The 23,900-nt window shown below is 62.3% G+C and carries 18 protein-coding genes; 14 read left to right on the forward strand and 4 right to left on the reverse strand.

Annotated elements, in window-relative coordinates; genetic code table 11:
* Positions 1–199: 199 nt before the first annotated feature.
* Positions 200–1,510, reverse strand: a complete 1,311-nt coding sequence (locus tag AArc1_RS05980) for a DUF362 domain-containing protein (RefSeq protein WP_117363511.1) — start codon at positions 1,508–1,510, stop codon at positions 200–202.
* A gap of 523 nt (positions 1,511–2,033) precedes the next feature.
* Here AArc1_RS05980 and AArc1_RS05985 point away from each other — a divergent pair.
* Positions 2,034–3,389 (forward strand): glycerate kinase type-2 family protein, encoded by a 1,356-nt coding sequence (locus AArc1_RS05985; protein ID WP_117363512.1) that lies wholly within the window; start codon positions 2,034–2,036, stop codon positions 3,387–3,389.
* Between the two features lie 337 nt (positions 3,390–3,726).
* Positions 3,727–4,365 carry a rod-determining factor RdfA gene (rdfA, locus tag AArc1_RS05990; RefSeq protein ID WP_117363513.1) on the forward strand — a complete coding sequence of 213 codons (639 nt, stop codon included), beginning with the start codon at positions 3,727–3,729 and terminating at the stop codon, positions 4,363–4,365.
* Between the two features lie 273 nt (positions 4,366–4,638).
* On the opposite strand, the gene AArc1_RS05995 is transcribed toward rdfA, so the two are convergent.
* The gene (locus AArc1_RS05995; protein ID WP_117363514.1) at positions 4,639–5,871 is read right to left on the reverse strand and encodes an HD domain-containing protein; all 1,233 of its coding nucleotides are present in this window, start codon (positions 5,869–5,871) and stop codon (positions 4,639–4,641) included.
* Positions 5,872–7,024: 1,153 nt separating this feature from the next.
* On the opposite strand from AArc1_RS05995, the gene AArc1_RS06005 reads away from it, so the two are divergent.
* From AArc1_RS06005 to AArc1_RS06020, 4 genes are all read left to right on the forward strand, one after another.
* Positions 7,025–8,119 carry a rhodanese-like domain-containing protein gene (locus AArc1_RS06005; RefSeq protein WP_117363516.1) on the forward strand — a complete coding sequence of 365 codons (1,095 nt, stop codon included), beginning with the start codon at positions 7,025–7,027 and terminating at the stop codon, positions 8,117–8,119.
* A gap of 216 nt (positions 8,120–8,335) precedes the next feature.
* Complete coding sequence (locus AArc1_RS06010) at positions 8,336–9,490, forward strand: NAD(P)/FAD-dependent oxidoreductase (protein ID WP_267130092.1); 1,155 nt, start codon at positions 8,336–8,338, stop codon at positions 9,488–9,490.
* Positions 9,491–9,492: 2 nt separating this feature from the next.
* Entirely contained in the window at positions 9,493–10,347 is an 855-nt protein-coding gene (locus AArc1_RS06015) for a DUF1641 domain-containing protein (RefSeq protein WP_117363518.1), read from the forward strand.
* 317 nt (positions 10,348–10,664) lie between these two features.
* Positions 10,665–11,339, forward strand: coding sequence for a peroxiredoxin (locus AArc1_RS06020; RefSeq protein ID WP_117363519.1), 675 nt, complete (start codon positions 10,665–10,667; stop codon positions 11,337–11,339).
* 307 nt (positions 11,340–11,646) lie between these two features.
* Here AArc1_RS06020 and AArc1_RS06025 read toward each other — a convergent pair whose 3' ends face one another.
* Positions 11,647–11,973, reverse strand: coding sequence for a hypothetical protein (locus AArc1_RS06025; protein WP_117363520.1), 327 nt, complete (start codon positions 11,971–11,973; stop codon positions 11,647–11,649).
* 144 nt (positions 11,974–12,117) lie between these two features.
* Here AArc1_RS06025 and AArc1_RS06030 point away from each other — a divergent pair, with 144 nt between their 5' ends.
* The 6 genes from AArc1_RS06030 to AArc1_RS06050 all read left to right on the forward strand — a co-directional run bounded on the left by AArc1_RS06030 (position 12,118) and on the right by AArc1_RS06050 (position 20,238).
* Complete coding sequence (locus AArc1_RS06030; RefSeq protein WP_117363521.1) at positions 12,118–13,194, forward strand: NAD(P)/FAD-dependent oxidoreductase; 1,077 nt, start codon at positions 12,118–12,120, stop codon at positions 13,192–13,194.
* Between the two features lie 152 nt (positions 13,195–13,346).
* Positions 13,347–14,522, forward strand: coding sequence for an MBL fold metallo-hydrolase (locus AArc1_RS06035; RefSeq protein ID WP_117363522.1), 1,176 nt, complete (start codon positions 13,347–13,349; stop codon positions 14,520–14,522).
* 25 nt (positions 14,523–14,547) lie between these two features.
* Positions 14,548–14,691 carry a DUF7512 family protein gene (locus tag AArc1_RS18945; protein WP_186336655.1) on the forward strand — a complete coding sequence of 48 codons (144 nt, stop codon included), beginning with the start codon at positions 14,548–14,550 and terminating at the stop codon, positions 14,689–14,691.
* Positions 14,692–14,694: 3 nt separating this feature from the next.
* Positions 14,695–15,720, forward strand: coding sequence for a sulfite exporter TauE/SafE family protein (locus AArc1_RS06040; protein ID WP_117363523.1), 1,026 nt, complete (start codon positions 14,695–14,697; stop codon positions 15,718–15,720).
* 76 nt (positions 15,721–15,796) lie between these two features.
* Entirely contained in the window at positions 15,797–17,647 is a 1,851-nt protein-coding gene (locus tag AArc1_RS06045; protein ID WP_117363524.1) for a cation:proton antiporter domain-containing protein, read from the forward strand.
* 263 nt (positions 17,648–17,910) lie between these two features.
* On the forward strand, positions 17,911–20,238 hold the full coding sequence (locus AArc1_RS06050; RefSeq protein ID WP_117363525.1) for an amino acid permease: 2,328 nt from the start codon (positions 17,911–17,913) through the stop codon (positions 20,236–20,238).
* A gap of 229 nt (positions 20,239–20,467) precedes the next feature.
* Here the strand turns inward: AArc1_RS06050 and AArc1_RS06055 are convergent, their stop codons facing one another.
* Positions 20,468–21,313 carry a universal stress protein gene (locus AArc1_RS06055; protein WP_117365794.1) on the reverse strand — a complete coding sequence of 282 codons (846 nt, stop codon included), beginning with the start codon at positions 21,311–21,313 and terminating at the stop codon, positions 20,468–20,470.
* Between the two features lie 157 nt (positions 21,314–21,470).
* Between AArc1_RS06055 and AArc1_RS06060 the strand changes: the two genes are divergently transcribed.
* Positions 21,471–22,649 carry an NAD(P)/FAD-dependent oxidoreductase gene (locus AArc1_RS06060; protein WP_117363526.1) on the forward strand — a complete coding sequence of 393 codons (1,179 nt, stop codon included), beginning with the start codon at positions 21,471–21,473 and terminating at the stop codon, positions 22,647–22,649.
* Positions 22,650–22,949: 300 nt separating this feature from the next.
* Positions 22,950–23,711: a helix-turn-helix domain-containing protein gene (locus AArc1_RS06065; protein WP_117363527.1), complete on the forward strand. Its 762-nt coding sequence runs from the start codon at positions 22,950–22,952 to the stop codon at positions 23,709–23,711.
* Positions 23,712–23,900: the final 189 nt, after the last annotated feature.

The following is a 23,900-nucleotide window of genomic DNA, read 5'->3' on the forward strand; positions in this document are numbered from 1 at the left end:
CGTACGCTTTCGATTACGCCTATTTCGAGCTACCTCGGGACCAACGCGGCCGATGATGGGTCTCACCTCGTAAGAAATTACGCCAGTATGGGTGTAAACCCACTTTGCTATTGGTCCGTCGGTTGGCCACGAGTAGTCCGTTTCCCGGAACCCTTCGAACTGCACGTCCGAGGACTGATCGGGCCAACGCCGGAGTACGTCACGGGAACCGCTCGAGCGGCTCGAACGTCGCCGTTCCCTCGTCGAACGCGAGGCGTTCGCGCTCGAGAACGGTCGCCTCGTCGGGGAGCGACTCGAGCAGCGCCTCCGAAACTCGGAACTCGGCGAGGTCGGTGGTGTTTTCGATCCAGGCGAGACGGACAGTCTCGGGATCGTCGCCGCCGAGTGCGTTCAAGGCGACTCGGAGCGCCAGTTCGTCGGTCGGTGCGACGGGTGGCAGCTTCGCCTTGGCCAGCGAGCCGCTCGTCAGGGCGTTGGCGTATGTCTTCTGGAGATCGAGTTGCTCGATGGCTGCCCGTCGCGCGATATCGGCCAGGCCGATGCCGTTGCCGTTGCCTTTCGTCCCCTCGGTGAGCCCGCGGGCGTAGATCAGGTCGATCGCCGGCGTCTCCGGATCGGGCGCGTTCAGGACGCGATAGCGCCCGATCACGTTGGTGTCCATCCCTGCGCCGGAGATCTCCTTGCCGAGTTCGTCGACGACGAGCAGATCGAGGTCTTCGAACGGCAGCGTCGCCATCTCCTCGCGTGCGACCTCGAGCAGGGCCGGTTCTCGCTCTTCGAGCGATTCGCCCGGCACGGCCTCGACGACCCCTGTCTCCTCGTAGAAGTTCTCGACGAGCGCCAGCCCCCCGAGCAGTGACACTGACTCCCTGACGGCCTCGATCATCGCCTCGAGTGTGGGGACGTAGCCCTCCGCGAGCGCTGTCGAGTGGAAGGCCTGGGCACCCCGCTGTTTGCCCAGGCCAACGGTGAGCATCTTACAGAGCCCGCTTTCGAGCCGCCCCGTGAAGTTCGTATGTGGTTTCACCCGGTTGATGGCCATGACGGCGTCGGCCTCGAGGGCGGCACGGGCGACGTACACCGACGCCGTCGTCCCGCCAACTTCGACCTCGGAAACAGGGTCGGCCTCCATCCGCGCGTCGATCGGCACTCCAATGCGTTCTTCGGTGATTCCGAGGGTCTCGAGGATCTCGAGCTGGCCCGCGGGTGTCGCGCCGCCGTGACTTCCCATCGCCGGAACGAGAACGGGATCGAAGCCGCGACCGTCGAGAAATGCGACCGTCTCGGCGACGATCTCGTCGATGTCGTGGATACCGCGGCTTCCGACGCCGACGGCGATCGTCGCTCCCGCGTCGAGTCCGGACAGCGGGAGCTGTTCGAGTTCCGTTCGCGTCGTCGCGAGGGGGTCCTCGAGCGTCTCAGTCTCGGGTTCGTATCGGACCGACGCGACCGACGGGTAGGTGGGTCGATCGATCAGGGCTTCGAGATCGTCCGCGGCTGGGAACTCCATACGACGAGGTATCGATGCCCGACATATATAAACACAGGAATGGGTCGGAATGGGAGCCGACGCCGTCACAACGCCTCGAGCCCGCTAATCGCGTTCACGGACGCGACGGCCTGATCATCGGAACAGGGCTCAGGTGGGCGTCCGCAGCCGAGTCTCGGTTTATACACGAACTTTCGGAGCAGGATCGCAACGTCGGCTTCGGACTCATCATATTATCGGACAGAACGAGTGTGGGAGTTCTCCGTTCCGGTCCGGCGAATGCGCTTCACCCCACATCTGTCCGATAGTATCGGGGCGGTGCATCTGGTGTTTGGTTCCCTGGGTTCTGTCGCGGCGGGTTTCGTTACAGATTGCGTCGGCTGGGCGGTGTCGGTCGGCGTCGACTCGGGAAACTGGGTTGAACGCCTGCATCCGATCCCAGTAAACTACAAGATGGTATACAAAATCCAACGGCTGCGTTCGTCCGCGGTCGGGAGACACTATCACGCGCCAGTTACATATCGTGTTTTCGCCTACGTGGGGTATGGACGCTATCGAGGTCGAAGAGTACGACTCGGTCGCGAAGACGACAGGACACGAGGTCGCACTCGAGTGCCTCGTGTCCGGGATCGAGGCCGCACACCCCGCTGCTCGTGTCGAACGGACGATCTCGGTTCGGGGTGGGCAGCTATCGGTCGAGACGGACGACGACGGCGGCCAGTACGACCTCGACCGGTTCGACGAGGTCGTGGTGGTCGGTGGTGGCAACGCGGCGGGACAGTTCGCCGCTGCGCTCGAAGACGAACTCGGCGACCGCCTGTCCGGGGGCGCCGTCGTCACCGACGATCCGACCTCGACAGACACGGTCGATGTCCTCTCGGGCGATCATCCGCTCCCGAGTGAGACTGGTGTACGTAGCGCCCGTCGGGTTCTCGAAATCGCAAACGCAGCCGAAGCGAACGATCTGGTCCTTGCCGTCGTCACCGGCGGGGCGAGCGCGCTGCTCGCGGCTCCCGCGGACCCGCTCACACTGTCTGCTCTCCGGGCAGTGACCCAGGAACTGCTCGCCTGCGGCGCGTCGATCGACGAGATCAACGCCGTCCGCAAGCACTGTTCGGCGATCAAGGGTGGGCAACTCGCCCGGGCCGCGTCACCGGCGACCGTCGTCACGCTCGTCCTGAGCGACGTCGTCGGTGACGATTTCAGCGTGATCGGGAGCGGCCCGACGGTCCCTGATCCGTCGACCTACGCCGACGCCGTCGCGGTACTCGAGCGCTACGATCTCGACGTTCCAGACGGCGTCGAAGCGTACCTCGAAGCCGGCGTCGAGGGCGACCACCCGGAGACGCCAGCGACCGGCGACCCGGCGTTCGACGACACCCGTACCCACCTCGTCGGGAACGGGCGAACGGCGCTCGAGGCTGCACAGATCGCCGCGGAAGACAGAGGCTACGAGTCATTGTTGCTCTCCTCACGCGTCCGCGGCGAGGCTCGTGAGTCGGCACTCACACACGTCGCGATCGCAGAGGAGTGTCGCGAAACCGGAACACCGATCGAACCGCCTGCTGTCTTGCTCTCCGGTGGCGAAACGACAGTGCAGCTCTGTGATGATCCGGGCGATGGCGGCCCCAATCAGGAGTTCGTCCTCAGTGCGGCCCTCGCACTCGAGGCGGACGGGATCGTGGTCTCGAGCGTCGATACCGACGGAATAGACGGCGCAACCGACGTTGCCGGGGCGGTCGCTGACGTGACGACGGTCTCTGACGTCGACGGGCAGTCGGCGTTAGCGCGCAACGACGCGTTATCCGTGCTGGCCGACACAACAGCCACCATCGAGATGGGGCCGACCGGGACGAACGTCAACGATCTCCGGGTGATCGTCGTAGATTCGACCGAGTGAGGGGATCTGCAGTGTCGAGACACCGATTCGACAACAGTTCGGTTGCAGTGCAGTCGTCTCGGGACTGACTGGCAGTAGTCGATGCGAGGGCGTCGGCCACCCGGTGTAAAGCGGTTCCCTATCGAAAGGAGTGGAAGTCAAATAACTAACTGCAGTACTGATTGTGATTATATAATAATGCCTTTTTACTCTGTTCCTGACACTCTACAACGGTGGGCTAATTTCGATCGCCATCGGATCGCCTTACGGACGCATTCGCGTAAAGCACGTTCTGCGGTGAACGACCCGTGACCACGTGCGGAATACTTTTGGGACCGAACTGAGTTTAGTCTGGGTAGTGAGCGAACGTACATCGGAAACAGCGACTGGATCGTCGTGTTGTAAGGTTGGCCGCAATCGGGACCAGTACGGCCTCGGGGACCTCGACGACGAACTCGTTCGCTTCTGGACGGACCGAACCGAAGACCGATACAGCACGCGGGATCTCGCACAGCACGTAAACGAGCAAATCCTACGGGCAGCACTCGACGACGCTGGCTTACAGTACAAAGAAGGCGAGGTCGCCAACACCTACCGCTTGCTCACCGACGACGACGTCAGCAGCGGGACCAGAGTGCAGACCCGAAAGGAACTCGAGCGCGACGGTGTCCCGGTCGAGGACGTCGAGCGCGATTTCGTCTCCCACCAGACCGTTTACAACCATCTGACGGACTGCCTCGAGGCCTCTCTCGAGTCGCCCAGCGACGAGGAGCGCCTCGAGCGCAGTCGCGACAAACTCGGCGCGCTCCGCAACCGGACCAGCGCCGTGACCGAGGATACGATCGCCCAACTCGTCCGCAACGACGTCCTCGACATCGGCGAGTTCGACGTCCTCGTCTCCGTCAGCGTGACCTGCAAGGACTGTCGCCAACAGTATACCGTCCGCGACTTACTCGAACGCGGCGGCTGTGACTGTGAACCCGGAGCGGGCGACTGACCTGCCGCCCGAGCGCGGTTTCCCGTTTCGTAGCGTCTCTGCCCTTTGCGGTCCCGACCGCACGTTCTCTCACAGGCTCTCGTTCGTGGACGACGAGCGCGTTCGAACGGTACCAGCCACGGCAGCGCCGTCTCGGATCTCTCGCTATCTTCTCAATCTCGAATGATGTATTCGAAAGTTGGGTTTTCGTGGCGGTTGCGGAGCTAGCGCTCGTCGCTTTGCCCGTTCAAAATTACCGGCGGCTGACTGGGTCCGTGAGTCAGTCGACAGCGATCACTCGACGAACTGGTCGAGCGTCGCGTCAAGTCCGTCCCGGACCTCACTCACGAGAGCGCCGTCGATGTCGAGCCCCAACACTGCAACGGCGGCCCTGCCGACGCGCTCGCGAGCAGCCTTGGGAGAGTAGACGCCCAGTCGCCACTGGGAGTACTGGGCCGCCCGAAGCGCTCCCACGAGCGGCGACTGCTGGCCGAGTTCTCGAATCTCACCGTTGACCAGCACACGGGAGGTCGACTCCGTCATCGAGGGCCTACTTGGCACGTCGACGATCACAGCCTCGGGGTCGACGTCGGCTTGGTCAGCGACCTCGCGCTCGAACGCCCGAATCGCGTCGTGGTCCGCTTCGATGATTCCACCGGGTACGTCGTCTATCTCCGCCCAGACGGCCCGCTTGAACAGGTCTCGTTGGTCGAGTCGGTGGGCGAACCCGCTCGTCGCCTCACTCGAACGCAAGGCGACGGTCAGATCCGAGTCGTCCATCCGCTGGAGGGTGGCCGCGTCGACGGTCGCATCGGGCGCCTCGAGCAGTCGTTCGGCCGCCCGTCTGAGCATCGCCTTGCTGATCCGGGCGACGCTGTGGCTGTAGACGGTCGGATTCATGAGCGCGCGGGCGACCAGCAGACTCTCCGCGGTCTGAACGTTCCCTTCGTCGAGGACGAGCTCGCCGTCGGCGAACGTGAGTTCTCGGACCAGCCGCCCGTGGTCGATCGTTCCGTATGGAACGCCGGTGTGGTGGGCATCACGGACGAGGTAGTCCATTCGGTCGACGTCGAGTTCACCGGAGACGAGCTGGCCGAACCGACCCTCGCCGGCGACGAGCCCTGCGATCACCTCGGGCTCGAGGTCGTGGTCGCGAAGGACGTCCCCCACCGCTCCCTCGCCGAGGAGGTGGCCGACGTCGTCGTGATACCGACCGGTACGACGGTAGGTGAGGGTCTCGAGGTTGTGACTGAACGGGCCGTGACCGACGTCGTGTAAGAGTGCGGCGGCCTGGACACGCTCGGCCTGCGTCCCTTCGATACCGAGTTGCTCGAGGGCTTCGCAGGCGAGGTGGTAGACGCCGAGGCTGTGTTCGAACCGAGTGTGATTGGCAGATGGGTAGACCAACGAAACGGTGCCAAGCTGGCGAATGCGTCGAAGACGCTGGAGCTCCGGCGTATCGAGGAGGTCACGTGCCACACCATCGACCTGGATGTGGTCGTGGACGCTGTCTTTGATTACCTTCATACGTGGTGTTCGTCCGGATCGCACAAAAACCGTCGTACGGCTCAGGTAGTCTCGAGGCTCGAGGCGTCGGCGACCGGTACGGCTTTGAGCGACGCGTTCGAATTCCAGGTATGGTCGCACCTCGGATCATGACGATTGCCCTGTTTGTCATCGTGATCCTCTGTCTGATCGCGTTGCTCTACATTTCGACCCAGTGGGAAGAGTAGCCGACGGCGTCACTGTTGACGATGTCGGTGGACCGTCGACTGCTCCGAGCCGCTGGTTACCACTGTTCGACTTTCGGTATACTCGCCAGCCATTTGTCACTTCAAAGATTTATACAGAAATAGTATGTGTCAGAACGCGTATTGTTGCCGGAGAGTAATTAAACCGGTCACCTGTTGTGGGTCGAATTGACTGTGAGGTTGTCTGTGCTGTCCTTCCGGTTGCGGATTGTTCTACTGACCTCGAGTGGTCTTACGACAACTCTATCGTTTATTTACCGCATGCGTGGCCGTAATTCGTTTTGTCAATGCCGGGAATCGGTGTACATCCATCACTAACCGATTGTGTTAGTGCGGCGGCGGTCGATTCTGATCGGCCAGCTCGAAATGTAACAGAGCGTTTCTGAATGCGATTTTTACAAGATGGGGTACCGACAATTCCTGAGTGCAATCAACGTCGGTCTCGAAACGGGGGGTGTGCCCCCATAGACGGACTTCAGGTACCGTTCGGAAGAGGTGAATACTCGAACGGCAACTGCGGCTATGGGCGACACAAGAGTAAACGTCGTGGTACGGTACTCGAATCCGGGAACCGTCGAAACGTGCCCTGTGAGGATTTCCCTCAGCGTTTGTACGATGGGTTGTACTGTCGGTATCGCCTCGAAGCCTACGGTGAAAGCGCGTCTTTCGTGGGAGGAATGCCATCCACTACAGCTTTCGATCTGAAGCTTTCTACTCCGCCAGTCTGTCAGCGTGTGCCCGCTCCGCTCGAAGAGGCCGAAATAGTTGCTTCATTTTGCCCGCGCTTTAAGCCCGTACTATTGTAAATCACTCGTAAATATTGGTGGTATCTTCCTCAGCGATACTGACTCTGGGTGACGTTCGTCGGCATGTGCCCGCCGTGCGAAAGAACTGTATAGGTTACTGCCCAAGTTCGTATTAGACCGATTATGGCGGCAAACCAATCCGACGACGCGCTCCAGGACCTACCGCCGAGTTCAAAGTTCATTTATAAGACTCTCGAGGACTCGGGTCCAATGACGCTGAAGGCGTTGACCGAGGAGACGTTGCTCTCGTCGCGAACGGTTCGGTACGGATTAGACCAGCTCGAGGACGCCGGATTCGTCGACTCGTCGCCGGCTCTCCACGACGGGCGACAGACGTGCTATCGACTCAGCACGTCGGAGGAGAGTACGACCGGAAGCGAATCGGCGGTCGTGTCGCCCGAGTGGGTCAAAGCGCGACTCGAGGAGTTTCAGCGTGACGATCCATCGCTTCGGCTCGTCGAAGCCGACTGTGAGTACGAGTGTGGCCACATTCCGGGAGCGGTAGCGATCGACGTCCTCTCCGATCTCGTCGACGTCAACGGCTGCGGTATCGCTGACAAGCGCTGTTTCGAAGAGTACGTCGGCTCTCGAGGTATCACGGAGGACAGCACGGTCGTGATTTACAGCATCGACGAGAACCAGTACGCCGCGTATCTGTATTGGTTGTTCAAGTACTACCGTCATACGGACGTACGGTTACTCGATGGTGGCAAACAACGGTGGAAAGACGTCGGTGGCCTGTTGACGACCGACCGACCAGACGTTACCGAGCAGACGTACGTCGCCCACTTGCCCGACGAGCGGATTCGAGCCTACCGGAGCGACGTCGAGTCCGCCCTCGCGAGCGAGATAACGCTCGTCGACGTTCGCTCGACAGCGGAGTATCACGGCGAGAAGACCCAGCCACCGAACAAAAGCCTCCCCGAGGCACGAACCGCTGGCCACATCCCGGGGACGATCCACATCGTCTGGTCGGACGTGATCGACGACGATGGGCGGTTCAAAGACGAACCGGAACTCGAGCGGCTGTTCACCGAACACGACGTCCGCCCGGACAGAGAAACGATCGTCTACTGCCACGTCGGCGAGCGGTCGTCGATCGTCTGGTTCGTGCTCTCGGAACTGCTCGAGTTCGACGGCGTGGCCAACTACGATGGGTCATGGATCGAGTGGGGCAATCTCATCGACGCTCCCGTCGAGAAGGCAGGGGACAGTTGACGCTGCAAACGCCCCGATCGGCGACCGTGACCCCACGTTCTCAGCCCGACGGAGGGAGTTGCGTAATCGCGCTTTCGGTAGGTGGGTCGTAGTCGATTGACGCAATAATTGCATGGTCAACTCACGCCGCGGCCGTCTCCGATCATAATCTCTCCTATATACAGACTTAGGTATAATAGGTCCTTCATTCGAAGGTGTATGGACCACATTGTGGTTGTGGGTTCAGGATCCGGCGGGACGATGGCGGCGAACATTCTCCGTCGAAAACTGGACTCCAAGGCGGTCGAGGTGACCGTAATCGACAAACGCACAGAACACTACTACCAACCGTCGTTTTATTTGATCCCGTTCGGCTATCTCGAACCGGAGCAGTCCAGACATATCGATGAGTTGCTCAAATCCGGCGTCGAGTTCGTCAACGACGCTGTGACGGAGATCGATCCCGACGAGCGAACTGTCACGCTTGCCGAGGGCGACGACCTCGAGTACGACTACCTCGTGGTCGCGACGGGCCACCGGCTCGACCCGAGCGCGACGCCAGGCCTCGTGGAGGCCTGGCAAGAAGGCGACGACGTCTATCCGTTCTATCACTACGACGCCGCGCTCGAACTGCGTGAGGCGCTCGAGAATTTCGACGGTGGGACCTTCCTCGTCACCCAGCCAGATACGCCGATCAAGTGTCCGGGCGCGCCGCTAAAACTCACGATGCTTGCGGAGGACTACTTCCGACGGCGAGGCATCCGCGACGATGTCGAGGTCATCATGACGCGCAACGCCGAGCACCACTTCGGCGTGCAGCCGTACCGCGACGCGCTCTATGAGATCTGGGACGATCGCGACATCGAGTTCAAATCGAACGTCTCGGTCGACCGGATCGATCCCGACGCGGGCGTCGTCCACTCTGCGGACGGCGAGCAGATCGAATACGATCTCTACGCACCGGTGACGCCACAGTTCGGCCAGGAAGCGATCACCGACGGGTCGCCGCTGGCCGACGGCTCAGAAGACGGCGAGTACGTCACGATCGACCAACACACCTGCCAGCACGACGAGTACGACGAAATCTTCGCGCTCGGGGACTGCGAGAACGCACCCCATTCGAAGACGGCAGCAGCCGCTCGCAAGCAGGCTCACGTCGTGGCAGACAACCTCGAGGCGCTGGTCGAGGACAAACCGCTGCGTGCGAACTACGACGGCTACGCCGCTTGCCCGCTACTGACGGAGAAAGGCAAAGCGATGATCGCCGAGTTCGACTACGAAGACTCGATCTCTGCGCCCGTCGAGAGCAAACTGAACTGGATCATGGACGTCAACGTCCTCCCGACCGTCTACTGGGATGCCTGGATGAAAGGCTACGACCCACTTCCGTAAGCATGGCAGGAAACGACCAATCGATCGACGGATCCTTCGACGAAACGCCGTTCGAGCCCGCCGAGGCCGACGAACTCGCACGAGTCATCGAAAAACACGACGCAGAACTGGCGGAGTTGCTCGAGTTGCTCGTCGTCGCCCAGGAGCTCTCGGCGGACCTCGCCCCTGAGCTTCGCGAGGCCGCTGGCGACTCCCGTGAGCCGATCCGCGAGATTCGGCTCGCTCTCGAGCGCGAGGAGACGCTGGTGCTCATCCAGCGCGTCGGGGAGAACGCTGATACTCTCGTTGAACTCCTCGAGGTGCTCGAGGTAACCGACGAACTCGTGACCGACCTCGTCCCGGAGGTACAGACGATCGTTCACGAGAACCGGGAGACGCTCGCCCGACTGCGGCTCGCACTCGAGCGCGAGGAGACGCTCGTCTTGCTCGAGCGACTGGGCGAGAACGCCGATACGATGGCGGAGCTGCTCGAGTTGCTCGACGTGACTCACGAGCTTGCGTCCGATTTGGTTCCAGAGGCTGTCGAGGTGGCCCAGGAGAACCGCCAGCCGATCGCCGAACTTAGAGTGATGTTCGCCGGGCTCGCCGGTACGTACGCACAATCAGACCTCGAACCCGAGCGACTGGGACAAAACCTCGGCAACATGCTCGTCTTCGCCTGTCAGCTCGGTGATGACCAGTTCATCGATGCCATGGAATCCGGGTTCACCGCGTTTACCGATCCTGAACCCCCGAAGAAGGTCGGATTGTTGGGGATGATCGGGGCCCTTCGTGACGACGACGTTCGACAGGGCCTCGGCGTCCTGATGGAATTCCTCCGTCGGATGGGGGCCTCTCGAGCCACTGACGGTGAGTGATTCGGTACGATCGCACGTTTTTGACTGACGACGTTGCAACCAGGGTCCGACATCGCATGATGACTCAGATCTATCAGTGCCGACGCCCTCGTGACCTATTTTGTGCTTGACGGGAACCCGGTATCGTAGCCGTCTCACTGTGTAACTCGGAGCTGTGTACACCGTCACCGCTCTAGTCGGGGTGTGGTACCGAGACGTATGCCAGTGTCGAGAGAAGGCGGCGGTATTTTTCTCACGAAGCGAAAAATGAGTCAGAAGTAGAAATAATTTCTTGGTGAAGAGGAACTATAGTTGCTAGTGCCATAACTACAGATACAATGTCTGTAGACCAACCCGCGGAAAGCGGCTTTCCGCTCATCGGGGATCAGTTCCCCGAACTCGAAGTCGAAACGACGCACGGAACGAAAGCGATCCCGGACGACTACGAGGACAGGTGGTTTGTCCTCTTCAGCCACCCCGGTGACTTTACGCCGGTCTGTACGACCGAGTTCGTTGGCTTCGAGCAGCGCCGCGAGGCGTTCGAGGAACTGAACACTGAACTGATCGGGCTTTCGATCGACCGCGTCCACTCGCATATCAAGTGGACCGAGTGGATCGACGACGAGATTGACGAGGATATCGGCTTTCCGATCATCGCCGACGAGAGCGGTACCGTCGCCGAAAAACTCGGAATGGTCCACCCTGGACAGGGTACGTCGACCATCCGTGCGGTCTTCATCGTCGACCCCGACGGGATCACTCGGCAGGTCCTCTACTACCCCAAAGAGATCGGCCGAAACGTCGACGAAGTACTTCGCTCGCTCGAGGCACTGCAGATCAGTGACGACGAAGACGTCGCGCTCCCGGCAAACTGGCCGGAAAACGAGAACTTCGGCGACAAGGCACTGCTCTCGCCACCAGGGACTGTCGAGGAAGCCGAGGCCCGACTGGCCGAAGCCGACGAAGAGGGGTACGAATCGTACGACTGGTGGTTCACGCTGAAAGACCTCTAAGCAAGTCGTCATTTTCGTTCTCCGCCTGTCGACCGGTCGGGAATCCGTCGTGACCGCCCGACGCTATCCAACTGCCGACAGCACGGTCCAGTCATCAGTCGTCTCTCGAGCTGGCTGCCCCATCGAGTGACGCTTGTATCGGTTCGTACGCCACATTTTTGAGCGGCGTGGCTGCCCGGTCGATCTGTTCGTTGATGGGGTGCCGTCGTCGATTCCGTACGTATTAGTAGCGTTCCAAGTGTCGACTGACGAGCCGAACCGCCCCTCAGGACGTGGTTTACCGCATCAGCTCAGGACTGGACCGCCACTAGACGGTACACTCCTCGATGAGCGTCGCGACCGTCTGTGCAGAGACGTTCGACCGACCTGTTGCGGTCATGAGCGTTGAAATCCACGCGGGCGTCAGTCCGAGTTCGGCGAGTGCGACGGCTTCGGCTGCGGCGTCCGAACAGCCTGCCTCGTAGTACAGTTCGTTGATTCGGTCGTGTCGGTGTCTAACGAGTTCGAGACCAAGATGCTCGAGCGACACGTCTTCGGCTGGCTCGAACGATTCGCTCGCGGTGTCGAGGGACGCGAGACTGTCGAGGTCGTCGAGTGAGACGACGGATTCGTCGCTATCGAAACTGTTCACCATACGTGTTCGTCCGAATTCGATTTACTTAATCACGACGGTGTCCTGAGCTGGACCGTTTGTACTCGATCCCCCGCCGTATGACGGTTCGATCGGCGTCTCGAGCCACGAAGACAGGCTTTTGCCTCCTGCGACGTAGCATCAGATATGTATACGGACGACGGATTCGATTACGACGTTGCGGTCGTCGGCGGCGGGCCGGCAGGACTGACGAGTGCGCTGTACGCGACTCGACTGGGGCTCGACACGCTAGTCGTCGATCGTGGCGGCGGCCGCGCCGCTATGATGCAGGAAACCCACAACGTCATCGGCATCGAAGAACACGTCTCGGGCAACGAGTTCCTTCAGACCGCCCGTGAGCAGGTACAGGGATACGGTGCCGACGTCGAACGTGGGCTCGTCGAGGACGTCACCCCGATCGACGGCCTTGACTCGAGTCCGGTCGACGGTGGCTTCCGCGTTTCGTTCAACGACGAGACGGTCGACGTTTGTCGGGTCGTCCTCGCAACGGGATTCGCTGACGAGCGCCCAGATCCACCGCTTCCACGAACTGGGCGGGGGCTGCATTATTGTTTGCACTGTGATGCGTTCATGTTCGTCGACGAACCCGTCTACGTGATGGGAACGACCGATGCGGCCGCCTACGTTGCGATGATCATGCTGAACTACACCGACGACGTCGATGTGCTCACCCGTGGTGACGCACCCGAGTGGAGCGAGGAGACGGCGACGATGCTCGAGGCCCACCCTGTCGACGTCGTCACCGAGGAGATCACAGGCATGACCAAACGCGGCGATGGATGGCTCGAGTCCTTCGAGTTCGAAGACGGGACGACGCGGCAGTACACCGGCGGGTTCCCGATGTACGGGTCGAACTACCACGACGACCTCGTCGAGTCACTCGGCCTCGAGCGAACCGACGATGGTACCGTCGCCGTCGACGACCACGGACGGACGTCGGTCGACGGCGTCTACGCCGTTGGCGACCTCACACCCGGACACAATCAGGTCCCAATCGCGATGGGCGAGGGTGCCAACGCGGGTATCGCGGTTCACAAAGACCTGCGTGCGTTCCCGCGCTCGCTCGAAGCGATCGAAGAATACGGAGCCGTCTCGGACGCCGACGTTCCAGCGGTCTCCGCGGGCCTGAAAGCGACAGCGGTCGACCACGATGGACATGCCGGCTATCCCGACGAGCAGTCCGAAACTGTCGCCGACGACTGAGATCGGCTCCTGTCCCTGCTTGTCGGAGGCCGCCGGAGAGTCGCGGCAACTTCCGTAGGTTCTTTCCGGGAACCGAGCACACGATCGTCGAATGGAACAATAATTCTGGGTGCTCGAATTCTTAAGATTAGACGGTACGAACGATCTCTCGTATGGTAGAAGCCATTTCGGCAGCAGACTTACGAGACCGGATCGAAGCCGATGCGTTCGACGTGCTCTTCGACACGCGAGCGCCCGAGGATTTCGAAGAGTGGCACATTGCCGAGGCCGAGAACGTCCAGTACTCGGGCTCAGACGACGAACTCGTCGGCGAGTTCGACCCCGAGGCCTACGACCCCGAAGCCGCGGTCATCATCACGTGTGCAACCGGCAACTCGGCCGGTGCGTTCGCCGAGTACCTCACCGAGGTCGAAGGCTTCGAAGACGTCGCCTACGTTGACGGTGGAATGGAAGATTGGAGTCTGGTCTACGACGTCGTTCCGATCGCGACCGAACGCGACGAACTCGAGATCCTCCAGCTCCAGCGCCGTGCGAAGGGGTGTCTCGGCTATCTCGTCGGCTCGAAGCGTACCGGTAAAGCCGCACTCATCGACGTCACGCGTGCGACCGGTGCCTTCGAGTCCGCTGCAGCCGACCGTGGCTACGAGATTGCCCGCGTCTTCGATACACACATTCACGCGGACCACATCTCTGCGGGCCGCATGCTCGCCGACAAGTACGACACCCCCTACCACCTCGGCGAACCCGCTACCACGCGGGATCCGCAGTTCGAATTCGACGGCCTCGAGCCAAACGAAGCAGTGCTTGTTGGCGACATCGCCATCAAGGCAGTTCATACGCCGGGTCACACCACGGGTATGACCTCCTACCTCGTCGAAGATGAGGCACTGGTGACCGGCGATACGCTGTTCGTCGAGTCGATCGGCCGCACCGAGCTCCAGTTCGCTGGCGAGGATGCGAAAGCCGGTGCTCGAGTCCAGTACGAGACGCTCCACCACAAGATCGGGACCTTGCCGGACCACGTCAAGATCCTCCCTGGACACTTCTCGCTGACCAACTGCGGTGAGTACATCGACGTCCAGCCCGGCGCACCGATGTTCTCGACCGTCGGCGAGATCTGGGCGAAAAACGAGATCATCCAGCTCGAAGAAGACGAGTTCGTCGAGCACATGTTCGACAACCTGCCATCGAAGCCGCCGAACTACGAGAAGGTTATCGAGACGAACCTCGGCGTCTACGAGCCAGCGGGCGAAGACGAGCGTAACGAACTCGAGCTTGGCCCCAACCGCTGTGCAGCCACCGAAGATAGCGCCGTCGCGGACGACTGATTCGAGGGAACCTATCGCTACGCATATGCTCGGAATCGAAGGCGGACTGCTCGGCGCGTTCGCGGTCGTCGGGTTCATCACCGCCCAGGCAGTCGTCCTCTACGTCGCCTACGGCTGGCTCGAGTCGCTCGTCCAGAAAGTAGTTGCACGCGTCCAGCGGGTGACCTAGTCGATGGAACTCGTTGGGCTCAGCCTGCCACTGCTGGCGTTGTTCGTGGGCTTCGGCTTTATGGTCGGCGTGTTGTTCGGCTTTTTCGGGATGGGCGGGTCGTTCCTGATCACGCCTACCCTGTTGATCCTCGATTATCCCGCGTCAGTCGCGATCGGCTGCGGGCTCGCGTTTTATTTCGGCACGTCGGTTATCGCCGTGATGAAACACTACGACGTCGGGCAAGTCGACTACAAACTCGGCGCGGTGTTGTTCGTCGTGCTCTCGATCGGTATCGAACTCGGGAGCCGCCTCGTCTTCGCTCTCGAGGCGCTAGGGATCGCCAACCTCGTCACCGGGATCGCATACGTGCTCCTGTTGGCGGGGATTGGTGCGCTCTTCTTGCGCCGGGCGTACAATCTCGACGAGGACGATGAGGACGACGATGGCGTCGACGATGAGGAGATACCGGCGGTCGGCCAGAGGATTCAGTCGTACACCATTCCTCCGATGATCTCGCTGACGTCCGGCGGCCGGGCGTCGCTGTGGACGATTTCGGGTGCCGGCGGGGGCGTCGGCCTCGTCTCCGGACTCATCGGCGTTGGCGGCGGCTTCATGCGGATGCCCGCGATCTACTACCTGATCGGGACGCCGCTGACTGCCGCCGTCGGGACGAGCCTGTTCGCCGGGCTGTTCTCCGGCGCGTTCGGCACGTTCACCTACGGGGCGTCGGGCAGCGTCGACCTCGCGGTCGTCGGAACGCTGCTCGTCGGCAGCGCGATGGGTGCACGGATCGGCTCGGCGGCGACAACGATCGTCGAAGAAGACGACGTCATCATCTACTTCGGCATCATGATGGTGCTGGCCAGCGCCGGCATCGCGTTGAGCGAACTCGCAAACTGGCTGGGAACGGACGCACTCGACGTGCTAAGCGTGGTCTTGCTCGTCGGTTCGTCGTTCTTCGTCGGGCTGATGATCCTCTATCAGGCCGCTCAGAACGTCGAAATGGACGGATCGCACACGAAAGCGACTCCCGACGGAGGTGACTGATGCCTCCGCGGAGTCGACGGGACAGCGCTGACACACCCGGAACCATCGCTACTGCGCTATCACGCGTTTCATCGTGATGCTCGTCACCGTCGTCGCCGTTATCTTAGCTCTCGGCGTTGCCTCCCGCGTACTCGCCGATCGACTCCGCATCCCGAGTGTCCTCTTTCTGATCTTCGCCGGGATCGCCATCGGTCCCGAAGTCCTCGGGCTCGTCTCGAGTGAGACCTTCGGGAGCGGACTCTCGGCGATGGTCGGCGTCAGCGTCGCGATCATCCTCTTCGAGGGTGGCTACCACCTCCGCGTCGAGAAGCTCCGGGAGAGTCCAACGGCGCTCTCCAGGCTCACCACCGTCGGTGCGCTGATCACGTGGCTGGGGACGGCCGCTGCGGTCGTCCTCTTTCTCGAGACCAGTCTCGAGGTGGGGCTGTTAGTCGGTGCGCTATTGATCGCCACCGGACCGACGGTGGTCGGCCCCATCCTGCAGGTCGTCACCGTCCGCGATCACGTGGCCTCGGTCCTCGAGGGCGAGGGCGTGATCAACGACGTGACGGCGGCGATCCTGGTGGTCGCGGTCTTCGAGGTGCTGATCGCCGGCGATGGCGGTCTCATCTCCCTTGTCGGCGACTTCGCGTGGCGATTACTCGTTGGACTGGCATTCGGCGCACTCGTCGCTGCCGCCGTCTGGCTTGCGCTCAATCAGCGGGAGTTTACCCCGGAAACTGGACCGTTGCACGCCAGGTTGATCGTCCTCGCCGGCGTCGTCGTCGCCTATGCGGGCGCGGAAACGATCGCCAGTGAGACAGGCATCGCCGCGGCTGCGATGGCCGGGTTCGTCCTCGGGAACGTCGACCTGCCCTACCACGAGGACGTGATCGGTTTCCTCGACGACCTCTCCGTGGTCGTCCTCTCGTTTATCTTCGTCGCGCTGGCGGCGCTGATCGATTTTCAGGACATCATGGCACTCGGGCTGGCCGGGCTCGCCATCGTCGTCGCGATCACGATGGTGATCCGGCCCGCCGTGATCTACCTCTCGACGACCAGCGAGCGTTTTACGCACACCGAACGGCTCTTTCTCAGCGCCGTTGGCCCCCGCGGGATCATCCCAGCGAGCGTCGCCACGCTGTTCGCGGTCGAACTCCAGGCGCTCGGGCGGCCACAGGAAGCCCAGTTGCTCGCTGGAACCGTCTTTCTGATTATCTTCGCGACAGTCGTCCTCCAGGCCGGCTTCGCACGACAGATCGCGAACGCACTCGAGGTTTCACCAATGCGCACCATCATCGTTGGCGGGGGACGGGTCGGCCTCTCCCTCGCAGAGCGGCTCGAACAGGACGGAGAGAACGTACTGCTCGTCGACGAGGCTCCAGATGCGGTCGAAACCGCCCGCAAACGGGGCCTCCGTGCGATCGAGGGAAACGGCACCGAGGCGAACGTCCTCGAGCGTGCCAGTGTCAGCGAGGCGAAGACGGTGATCGCGGCGACGCCGGACGACGACGTCAATCTCCTGGTCTGTCAGCTCGCTCAGACCACCTTCGACATCGAGACGGTCGCTTCGCGGGTCAACCAGCCCGAGAACGTCGAGGCGTTCGAAGCCCTCGGCGTCCGCGCCATTGACCTCTCGATGGCCACCGCCTGGTCGCTCGAGAACGTCCTCGAACGGCCGTCGCTGTCGGCGTGGATGAACGAACTCGGCCGGACCGGCGACGTCCAGGAGATCGAAGTGACGGCGTCGGATCTGGTGGGAAAGCCCATCGCCGAGCTCAATGCCGAAATTCCAGACGAGTGCATCGTCGGGTTGCTGACCCACCGGGATGGAACGACGGAGGTGCCGACGGGTGGTCACCGACTTCGGGAGGGCGACCGGGTCACCTTCCTCGGTCAAATGGACGCTGTCGATCGAGCTATCAAGCGATTCCACCCTCACGATTGAGCGATCGGTTCGCAGACAGAACCCAGTGATCAGAACTACCGCAAATTCAAACCAATGAGACGAACACAATGGTACCACCGTGCGAGGTCCAGTGAGCGACGATGGCCAGACCGAAACCGCAGTTCGGACGAACTGATCAGTTGGCCATCCTGTAGTCACTGCCATCGTCAACACCGGAGCGAGCGGATGAATCATCGACAGCAACGGTTGCCAAGCGTCCGGACAGCCTCGACGATCAGTACTGAGCGAGGTGATACCGAGAGATGACGAGCGATTTACAGCGCGATCTCGGATTGCCCGCGACCACAGCGATCGCTATCGGCGCGATGGTCGGCAGTGGAATCTTCATCCTGCCCGGAATCGCGTACGCGACCGCCGGTCCGGCAGTCGTTGCGGCGTACCTGATCGCCGGCTTGCTCGTCTTGCCGGCGGCGCTATCGGCCTCCGAGATGGCGACGGCAATGCCGGAAGACGGCGGCTCGTACGTATACGTCGAACGCGGGATGGGGCCGCTGTTAGGAACGATCGCCGGTATCGGCAACTGGTTTATGCTCTCGTTCAAGGGTGCACTGGCGCTTATCGGCGGCGTTCCGTATCTCGTGTACGTTGCACCTGGACTCGCCGAGTACGTCGTTCCGATCGCGCTCGCGCTCGCGATCGTTTTCACCGTGTTGAACGTCGTCAGCACGAAGAGCACCGGCGCACTCCAGTTTGCGATCGTCGGCGTGATGATCCTCGCGATGGCGTACTTCGTCGTCGGCGGCTTCCCGTCGGTCGAGCCCGCACAGACGGCCGGCTCGTTCGACCTCACTTCTGAGGGCATTCTCGCGGCGACCGGGCTCGTGTTCGTCTCCTACGCTGGGGTGATCAAGGTCGCCGCCGTCGCCGAAGAAGTGAAAGATCCCGGCACAACCATCCCCCGGGCGATGATCGGCTCGTTGCTGGTGACGACAGCACTGTACGTACTCATCGTCTACGTCGCCATCGGTGTCGCACCCGATCTCTCCACTGGAGGCGAGTTCGTCCCCGAAGGCGGCGAGGAAGTCGCCTCGATCGCGTATGCCGCCGAGGCAGTCCTTGGCGAACTCGGTGCGTTGATCATCGTCCTCGCGGCGCTGCTGGCGCTCGCGTCGACGGCGAACGCCGGCTTGCTGTCGGCCTCGCGGTTCCCGTTCGCGATGGCTCGAGACGGGCTCGTCCCCGGACAGTTCGAGCAGCTCCACGCACGGTTCAAGACGCCTGCACTCGCGGTCGTCGTGACCGGCGGAGTGATGATGCTGATGATCGCGACGTTACCGATCGAGCAGGTCGCGAAGTTCGGCTCGGCGTTCCAGATCCTCGTGTTCATCCTGGTGAACCTGGCGGTGATCGGCTTTCGCGAGGGGGTCGTCGACGACTACGACCCCGAGTTCGTCTCGCCGCTGTACCCCTGGACACAGCTCGTCGGGATGGCTGGTGGGCTGGTCGTTCTCACGCAGATGGGGACCGTGCCACTTGCCGGTGCGGTGGCGATCACGATCGTCGCCGTCGGCTGGTACGTCTTCTACGCCCGGCCCCGCATTGAGCGTGAGGGCGCTGCCAGAGTCGGCGCTCGAGAGAACGTCAGCCAGCGGGCGACCGGCCGAACCAGGGAGTTGTTCGACTCCGACGCGAAGTACGATGTGCTGGTCGCGGTTACCGAGGAGACGTCGGCTGACGCCAGACGAGACATGCTTCGGATGGCGACGGACATGGGTCGGCTCCGGACCACGTCCGTGTCGGTCGTCGAGTTCGTCGACGTCCCACACCGCGTGTTCGCCGAGGACCACCCGGAGGTGTACGCGGGGACCGTCCCCGACTGGTTGCCCGCGGATTCGGAGGACGCGCCGTCGTGGTTCCCCGACGGCTGTTCCGTTTCGCTCCCGGTTCGATCCTCCGGCGGCGTCGAGCAACGTTCAGTCGAGAGTCAGACCGATGACGTCCACGTCGAGTACCGGCGAATCGACAGCAAAGACCACAAACAGACCATCGTCGACGTCGCCACGTACGGCTACTTCGACCTGGTGATCGCCGAACGACGACAGGCCGACTTCCACGAGCGACTGTTCGGCGGTGAGACCGACTGGCTGCTTCGAAACGCCCCCTGTGACGTGTTGCTCGTCGACGATAATGGATTCGACGGCGCAAACGAGATGGCCGTCGTCGCCAACCGCGGGGCGTACGATCCGTTGAAGCTCCTCTTTGCAGACGCCGTCGCCGAGGAGACCGGTGCACAGCTCAATCTCCTGCAGGCGATTCCGGAGAACGCACCCGAAAGCCAGCGAGAATCGATCGAGCGCTACCACGAGGAACTCATCTCGATCCTGACGGTGCCGGCGCGCTCGACGATCATCGAGACCGACGACGAGACGGCCGGTTTGACCAGGTTCGTCGGTGACGCCGACTTGCTGGTAACCGGCGTCGACCGGACCGGGCTGAGTGCCCGCCTGCTCGGGCGACCCGGCAACCGACTGGTCGACTCCGTCGACACGACCGCCGTCATGGTCCAGACCCACGACGGCCGCCGTCCCGGCCTCGTAGAGCGGTTCGTGATGAATCACCTGTTCAACTGACGACGACCGCCACACGGCGGTTTTCCGTTTGTTTTCGATCCGACTGGTCGGGTCGATTTCCGGACAGTAACTCGGGCCCCCAGCAACGTCCGTCGTGTGACTGTGCCGATCCAAACACAGTGAGCGGAGGACGATTTGGCCAGTCGAAACTACACATTCGAGACCAGCCCTCCGGCGTCCCTGGCTGCCGGGTCGTGGCTCGGCCGACACCGACGGCTGGTGATCCCTCTCAGGCTGTCCGGTTCGGCGGAACGAGGAAGACGTTGCCGCGGGCATTCGCGACGATGGACTCTGAGACGCTCCCGAGTAACAGCCGTCGAAGTCGACTCTGGCCGCGCGAGCCGAGCAGCGTCGTCGTCGGCTCGTACTCGGCTTCCGCTGTGATGATCTCCTCGGCCGGATCGCCCGCTCGGACCTCGACGGTCGCATCGACGTCCCACGACTCGAGCCGAGTCGCCAGTTCGGCGAGTCTGTCGCCGGGAGCCTCGTCGCCGGTTGGCTGGGGGCTATTCGGCGTCTCGACGTGAACGAGCGTCGCCTCGCGGGTCGCGTGACGGAGATATGAGAACGCCTCGAAAGCACGCTCGGCGTTCTCGGAGAAGTCGGTCACGTACAACACTCGTCGGAACAGCTGGCCCTCGATGAGCACCGGGTCGTCGGTCTCGCGTTCGATCCGGTTGACCAGCAGCGGTACGACCGTCGTCCGCGCGAGGTTCCGCGTCGTCGAGCCGATGAGCCGGTTCTCGAGCGTGCGTTTACCCCGCGAGCCGACGATCGTCAGGTCCGCACCGACGGTTTCGGCGATGCCGTTGATTCGGCGGTGTGGCGTTCCCCGGACGACGTGCGATTCGACCTCGAGGCCCGCGGCCTCGATCGTCTCGCGATAGCGGCGAAGCGCGCGTCTGCGCCGTTTTTCGTGATCGATGCCGGGCGTTCCGGCGTGGACGTTGGCCGGCACGACCGTGACGAGGTGGAGGGTATCGACGCCGATTCGGTCGAGACACTCGAGGCAGGTGTCGGTCTCGATGGCCGCTTCGCTGGCTGCAGACAGGTCTGTCGCGTAGACCGCTTTCATACCCATCGATGCGGCCGGCCAGCCCCTATCGCTGTTGGTTCGGTCGTCGAAGGATCGATCGGCGAACCCGCCGTCGTGTATCGACACGACGGTGGTGACTGCGACCTTGGCGATCACCAACGGAACGTTGATGGCCCAGTAGCAATCACTACCGACAATGTCTGCAACACCGCACGTCGTAGTGCTCGGTGGCGGCGCAGGTGGGTTGATGACGGCCAACCGGCTCTCCCGGAAACTCGACCACGTCGACGTCACCGTCGTCGACCGAAGCGAGTACCACTACTACCAGCCGTCGTACTACCTCATCCCGTTCGGGTACAAAGAGCCTGACCAGCAGCGCCGGCCGATCAGGGACCTCCTCCGCGAGGAGATCACGTTCCGCCAGGCGACCGTCGAGGGCGTCGACCCGGACGACCGAATCGTTCAGACCGACGACGGCGACGTCGCCTACGACTATCTCGTCGTCGCGCTCGGGAACGCACTTCGTGACGACGCCGTCGACGGCCTGGTCGACGCCTGGGAGGGGACCGACTCGGTTTTCCCGTTCTACCACTACGAGGCCGCCCTCGAGTTGGGTGAGGCGCTCGAGGAGTTCGACGGCGGCCGGTTCGTCGTCTCGGTGCCGGAGACACCGATCAAATGCGGCGGCGCGCCGCTGAAGCTGACGATGCTCGCCGAGGACTACTTCCGGCGACAGGGGATGCGCGACGAGGTCGACCTCGTCATGACCAAACCGATCGAGGTTCCGTTCGGCACGACACCCCAGAAGGCGCCGTACAACGAGAAGATCGAGGAGATCTGGGCGGACCGTGACATCGAATTCGTCCCCGAGTTCACCGTCGCCGAGGTCGACGGCGAGGCGAAGGAGATCCACTCGACGGATGGCCGAACGGTCGAGTACGATATGTACGCACCCGTGACGCCACAGTACGGCCGCGAGGCACTGACCGAGCGCTCGCCGCTGACCGGCGATGGCGAGTACGTCACCATCGACGAGGAGACCCTCCAGCACGACGCATACGACGAGGTGTTCGCCCTCGGCGACTGTAGCAACCTCCCGACCTCGCGGACGGCGTCTGCGGCCCGCAAACAGACGCACACACTGGTCGACAATCTCGCCGCGTTGATCGAGGAGCGCTCGTTCACCGCCTCCTACGACGGCTACACTGCCTGCCCGCTGCTGACCGAGAAGGGGAAGGCGATGATCGCCGAGTTCGACTACGAGAAACCGATCTCGGCGCCGATCAACAGCAAGATGAACTGGATCATGGACGTCAACGTTATTCCGTCGATGTACTGGAGCACCTGGATGCGCGGCTACGATCCGGTACCGTGAGCATCGTCGAGGCGAGCCTCGTCACGACCGAGTGATTGAGGTACGATACGAACCGGAAGGCTCGAGCGTCCGCCCTAGCCTCGAGAGGATGCATCACGGATGGTCGTCGCAATATTTTCCGCAGTGATCGACGAGTCCGTCGTTCCCCGCCAAAACCACGTCGTTCGACTCCTTTAGGCGAATCCGGCCCCTCCTTCCGGACGGGATGGCAGCCACCGTACCGTTCGCGACCCAGTCGGGGAATCGCTACAGCCACACGGTCGAACTGCCGACGACGTCTCGGGGGGCGCAATCGGGCCTATGACCCACCAGCGTCGCCTTCGCGAGGTCACGTTCACCCTGGCGTACGAGCGTGGCGTCGATCCGGTCGCGGACGTCCTCCACGAACATCCGACGCTCCAGGCCTCGAAGATTTCCGTCACGCTCGGGCCGATGTCGGCCGTCCAGCTCGTTCGGCTCACTGGCCCACCAGAAGCCGCCGATCGGCTCCAGACAGTCCTCGAGGACCGCGAGTTCCGTCCGCGACCGATCGGCATCGAACCCTGTCGAGCCACGAACACGGTGTACCCGCTCGAGTGTACGCCGCGGCGACGGCTGTGTTGCGTGTACGTCGACGAACTCGACGACTGTCCATCGATCGACTCGGCGATTGCGGCTGCGTCGGGGACGGGGACGATCTGTGAGTGTAACGCCCATGCGGGGCGCGAACAGTGGCGCGTACTGTTGCGATCCGACGAGTGCGTCGGCGATCTGTTCGACCTCGTCGAGGAAACCTGCACTGCGGGCATCGACGTCGAACTGGGCCACATCGGCGAGGCGACGACGTGGCACGGCGACGACTTCGTCGGCTCGGATCTGACTGGGACACAGCAACAGGCGATCGCCGAAGCGGCCGCAAGGGGGTACTACGAACGCCCCCGGGAGGTCACGATCGGCGAACTCGCAGCCGAACTCGACGTACCGGAGTCGACGCTTTCTTACCGGCTCCGCATGGCCGAATCGCAACTCGTCAAACGCTACCTCGAGCGACACGCCGAACTCGAGGACGCACCCCTCGCCTGAGCGGCCGACCCCGAACCCGGACGATTCTTCCAGCAGAATAAATTGGCCGTTCGTCCACTACACTCTGGTTTATCAATCGAACTGTATCGCTAAAAGGCGATAAAGGCTCTGGTTCGATGGTAAAAACTTGGCTATAGCCGAACATGAGTTTACCCATCGGTCGTCCCTAACTGTGACTCACTGGTGAGC

The organism is Natrarchaeobaculum sulfurireducens, assembly GCF_003430825.1.
GTDB classification, from domain to species: Archaea; Halobacteriota; Halobacteria; order Halobacteriales; family Natrialbaceae; genus Natrarchaeobaculum; species Natrarchaeobaculum sulfurireducens.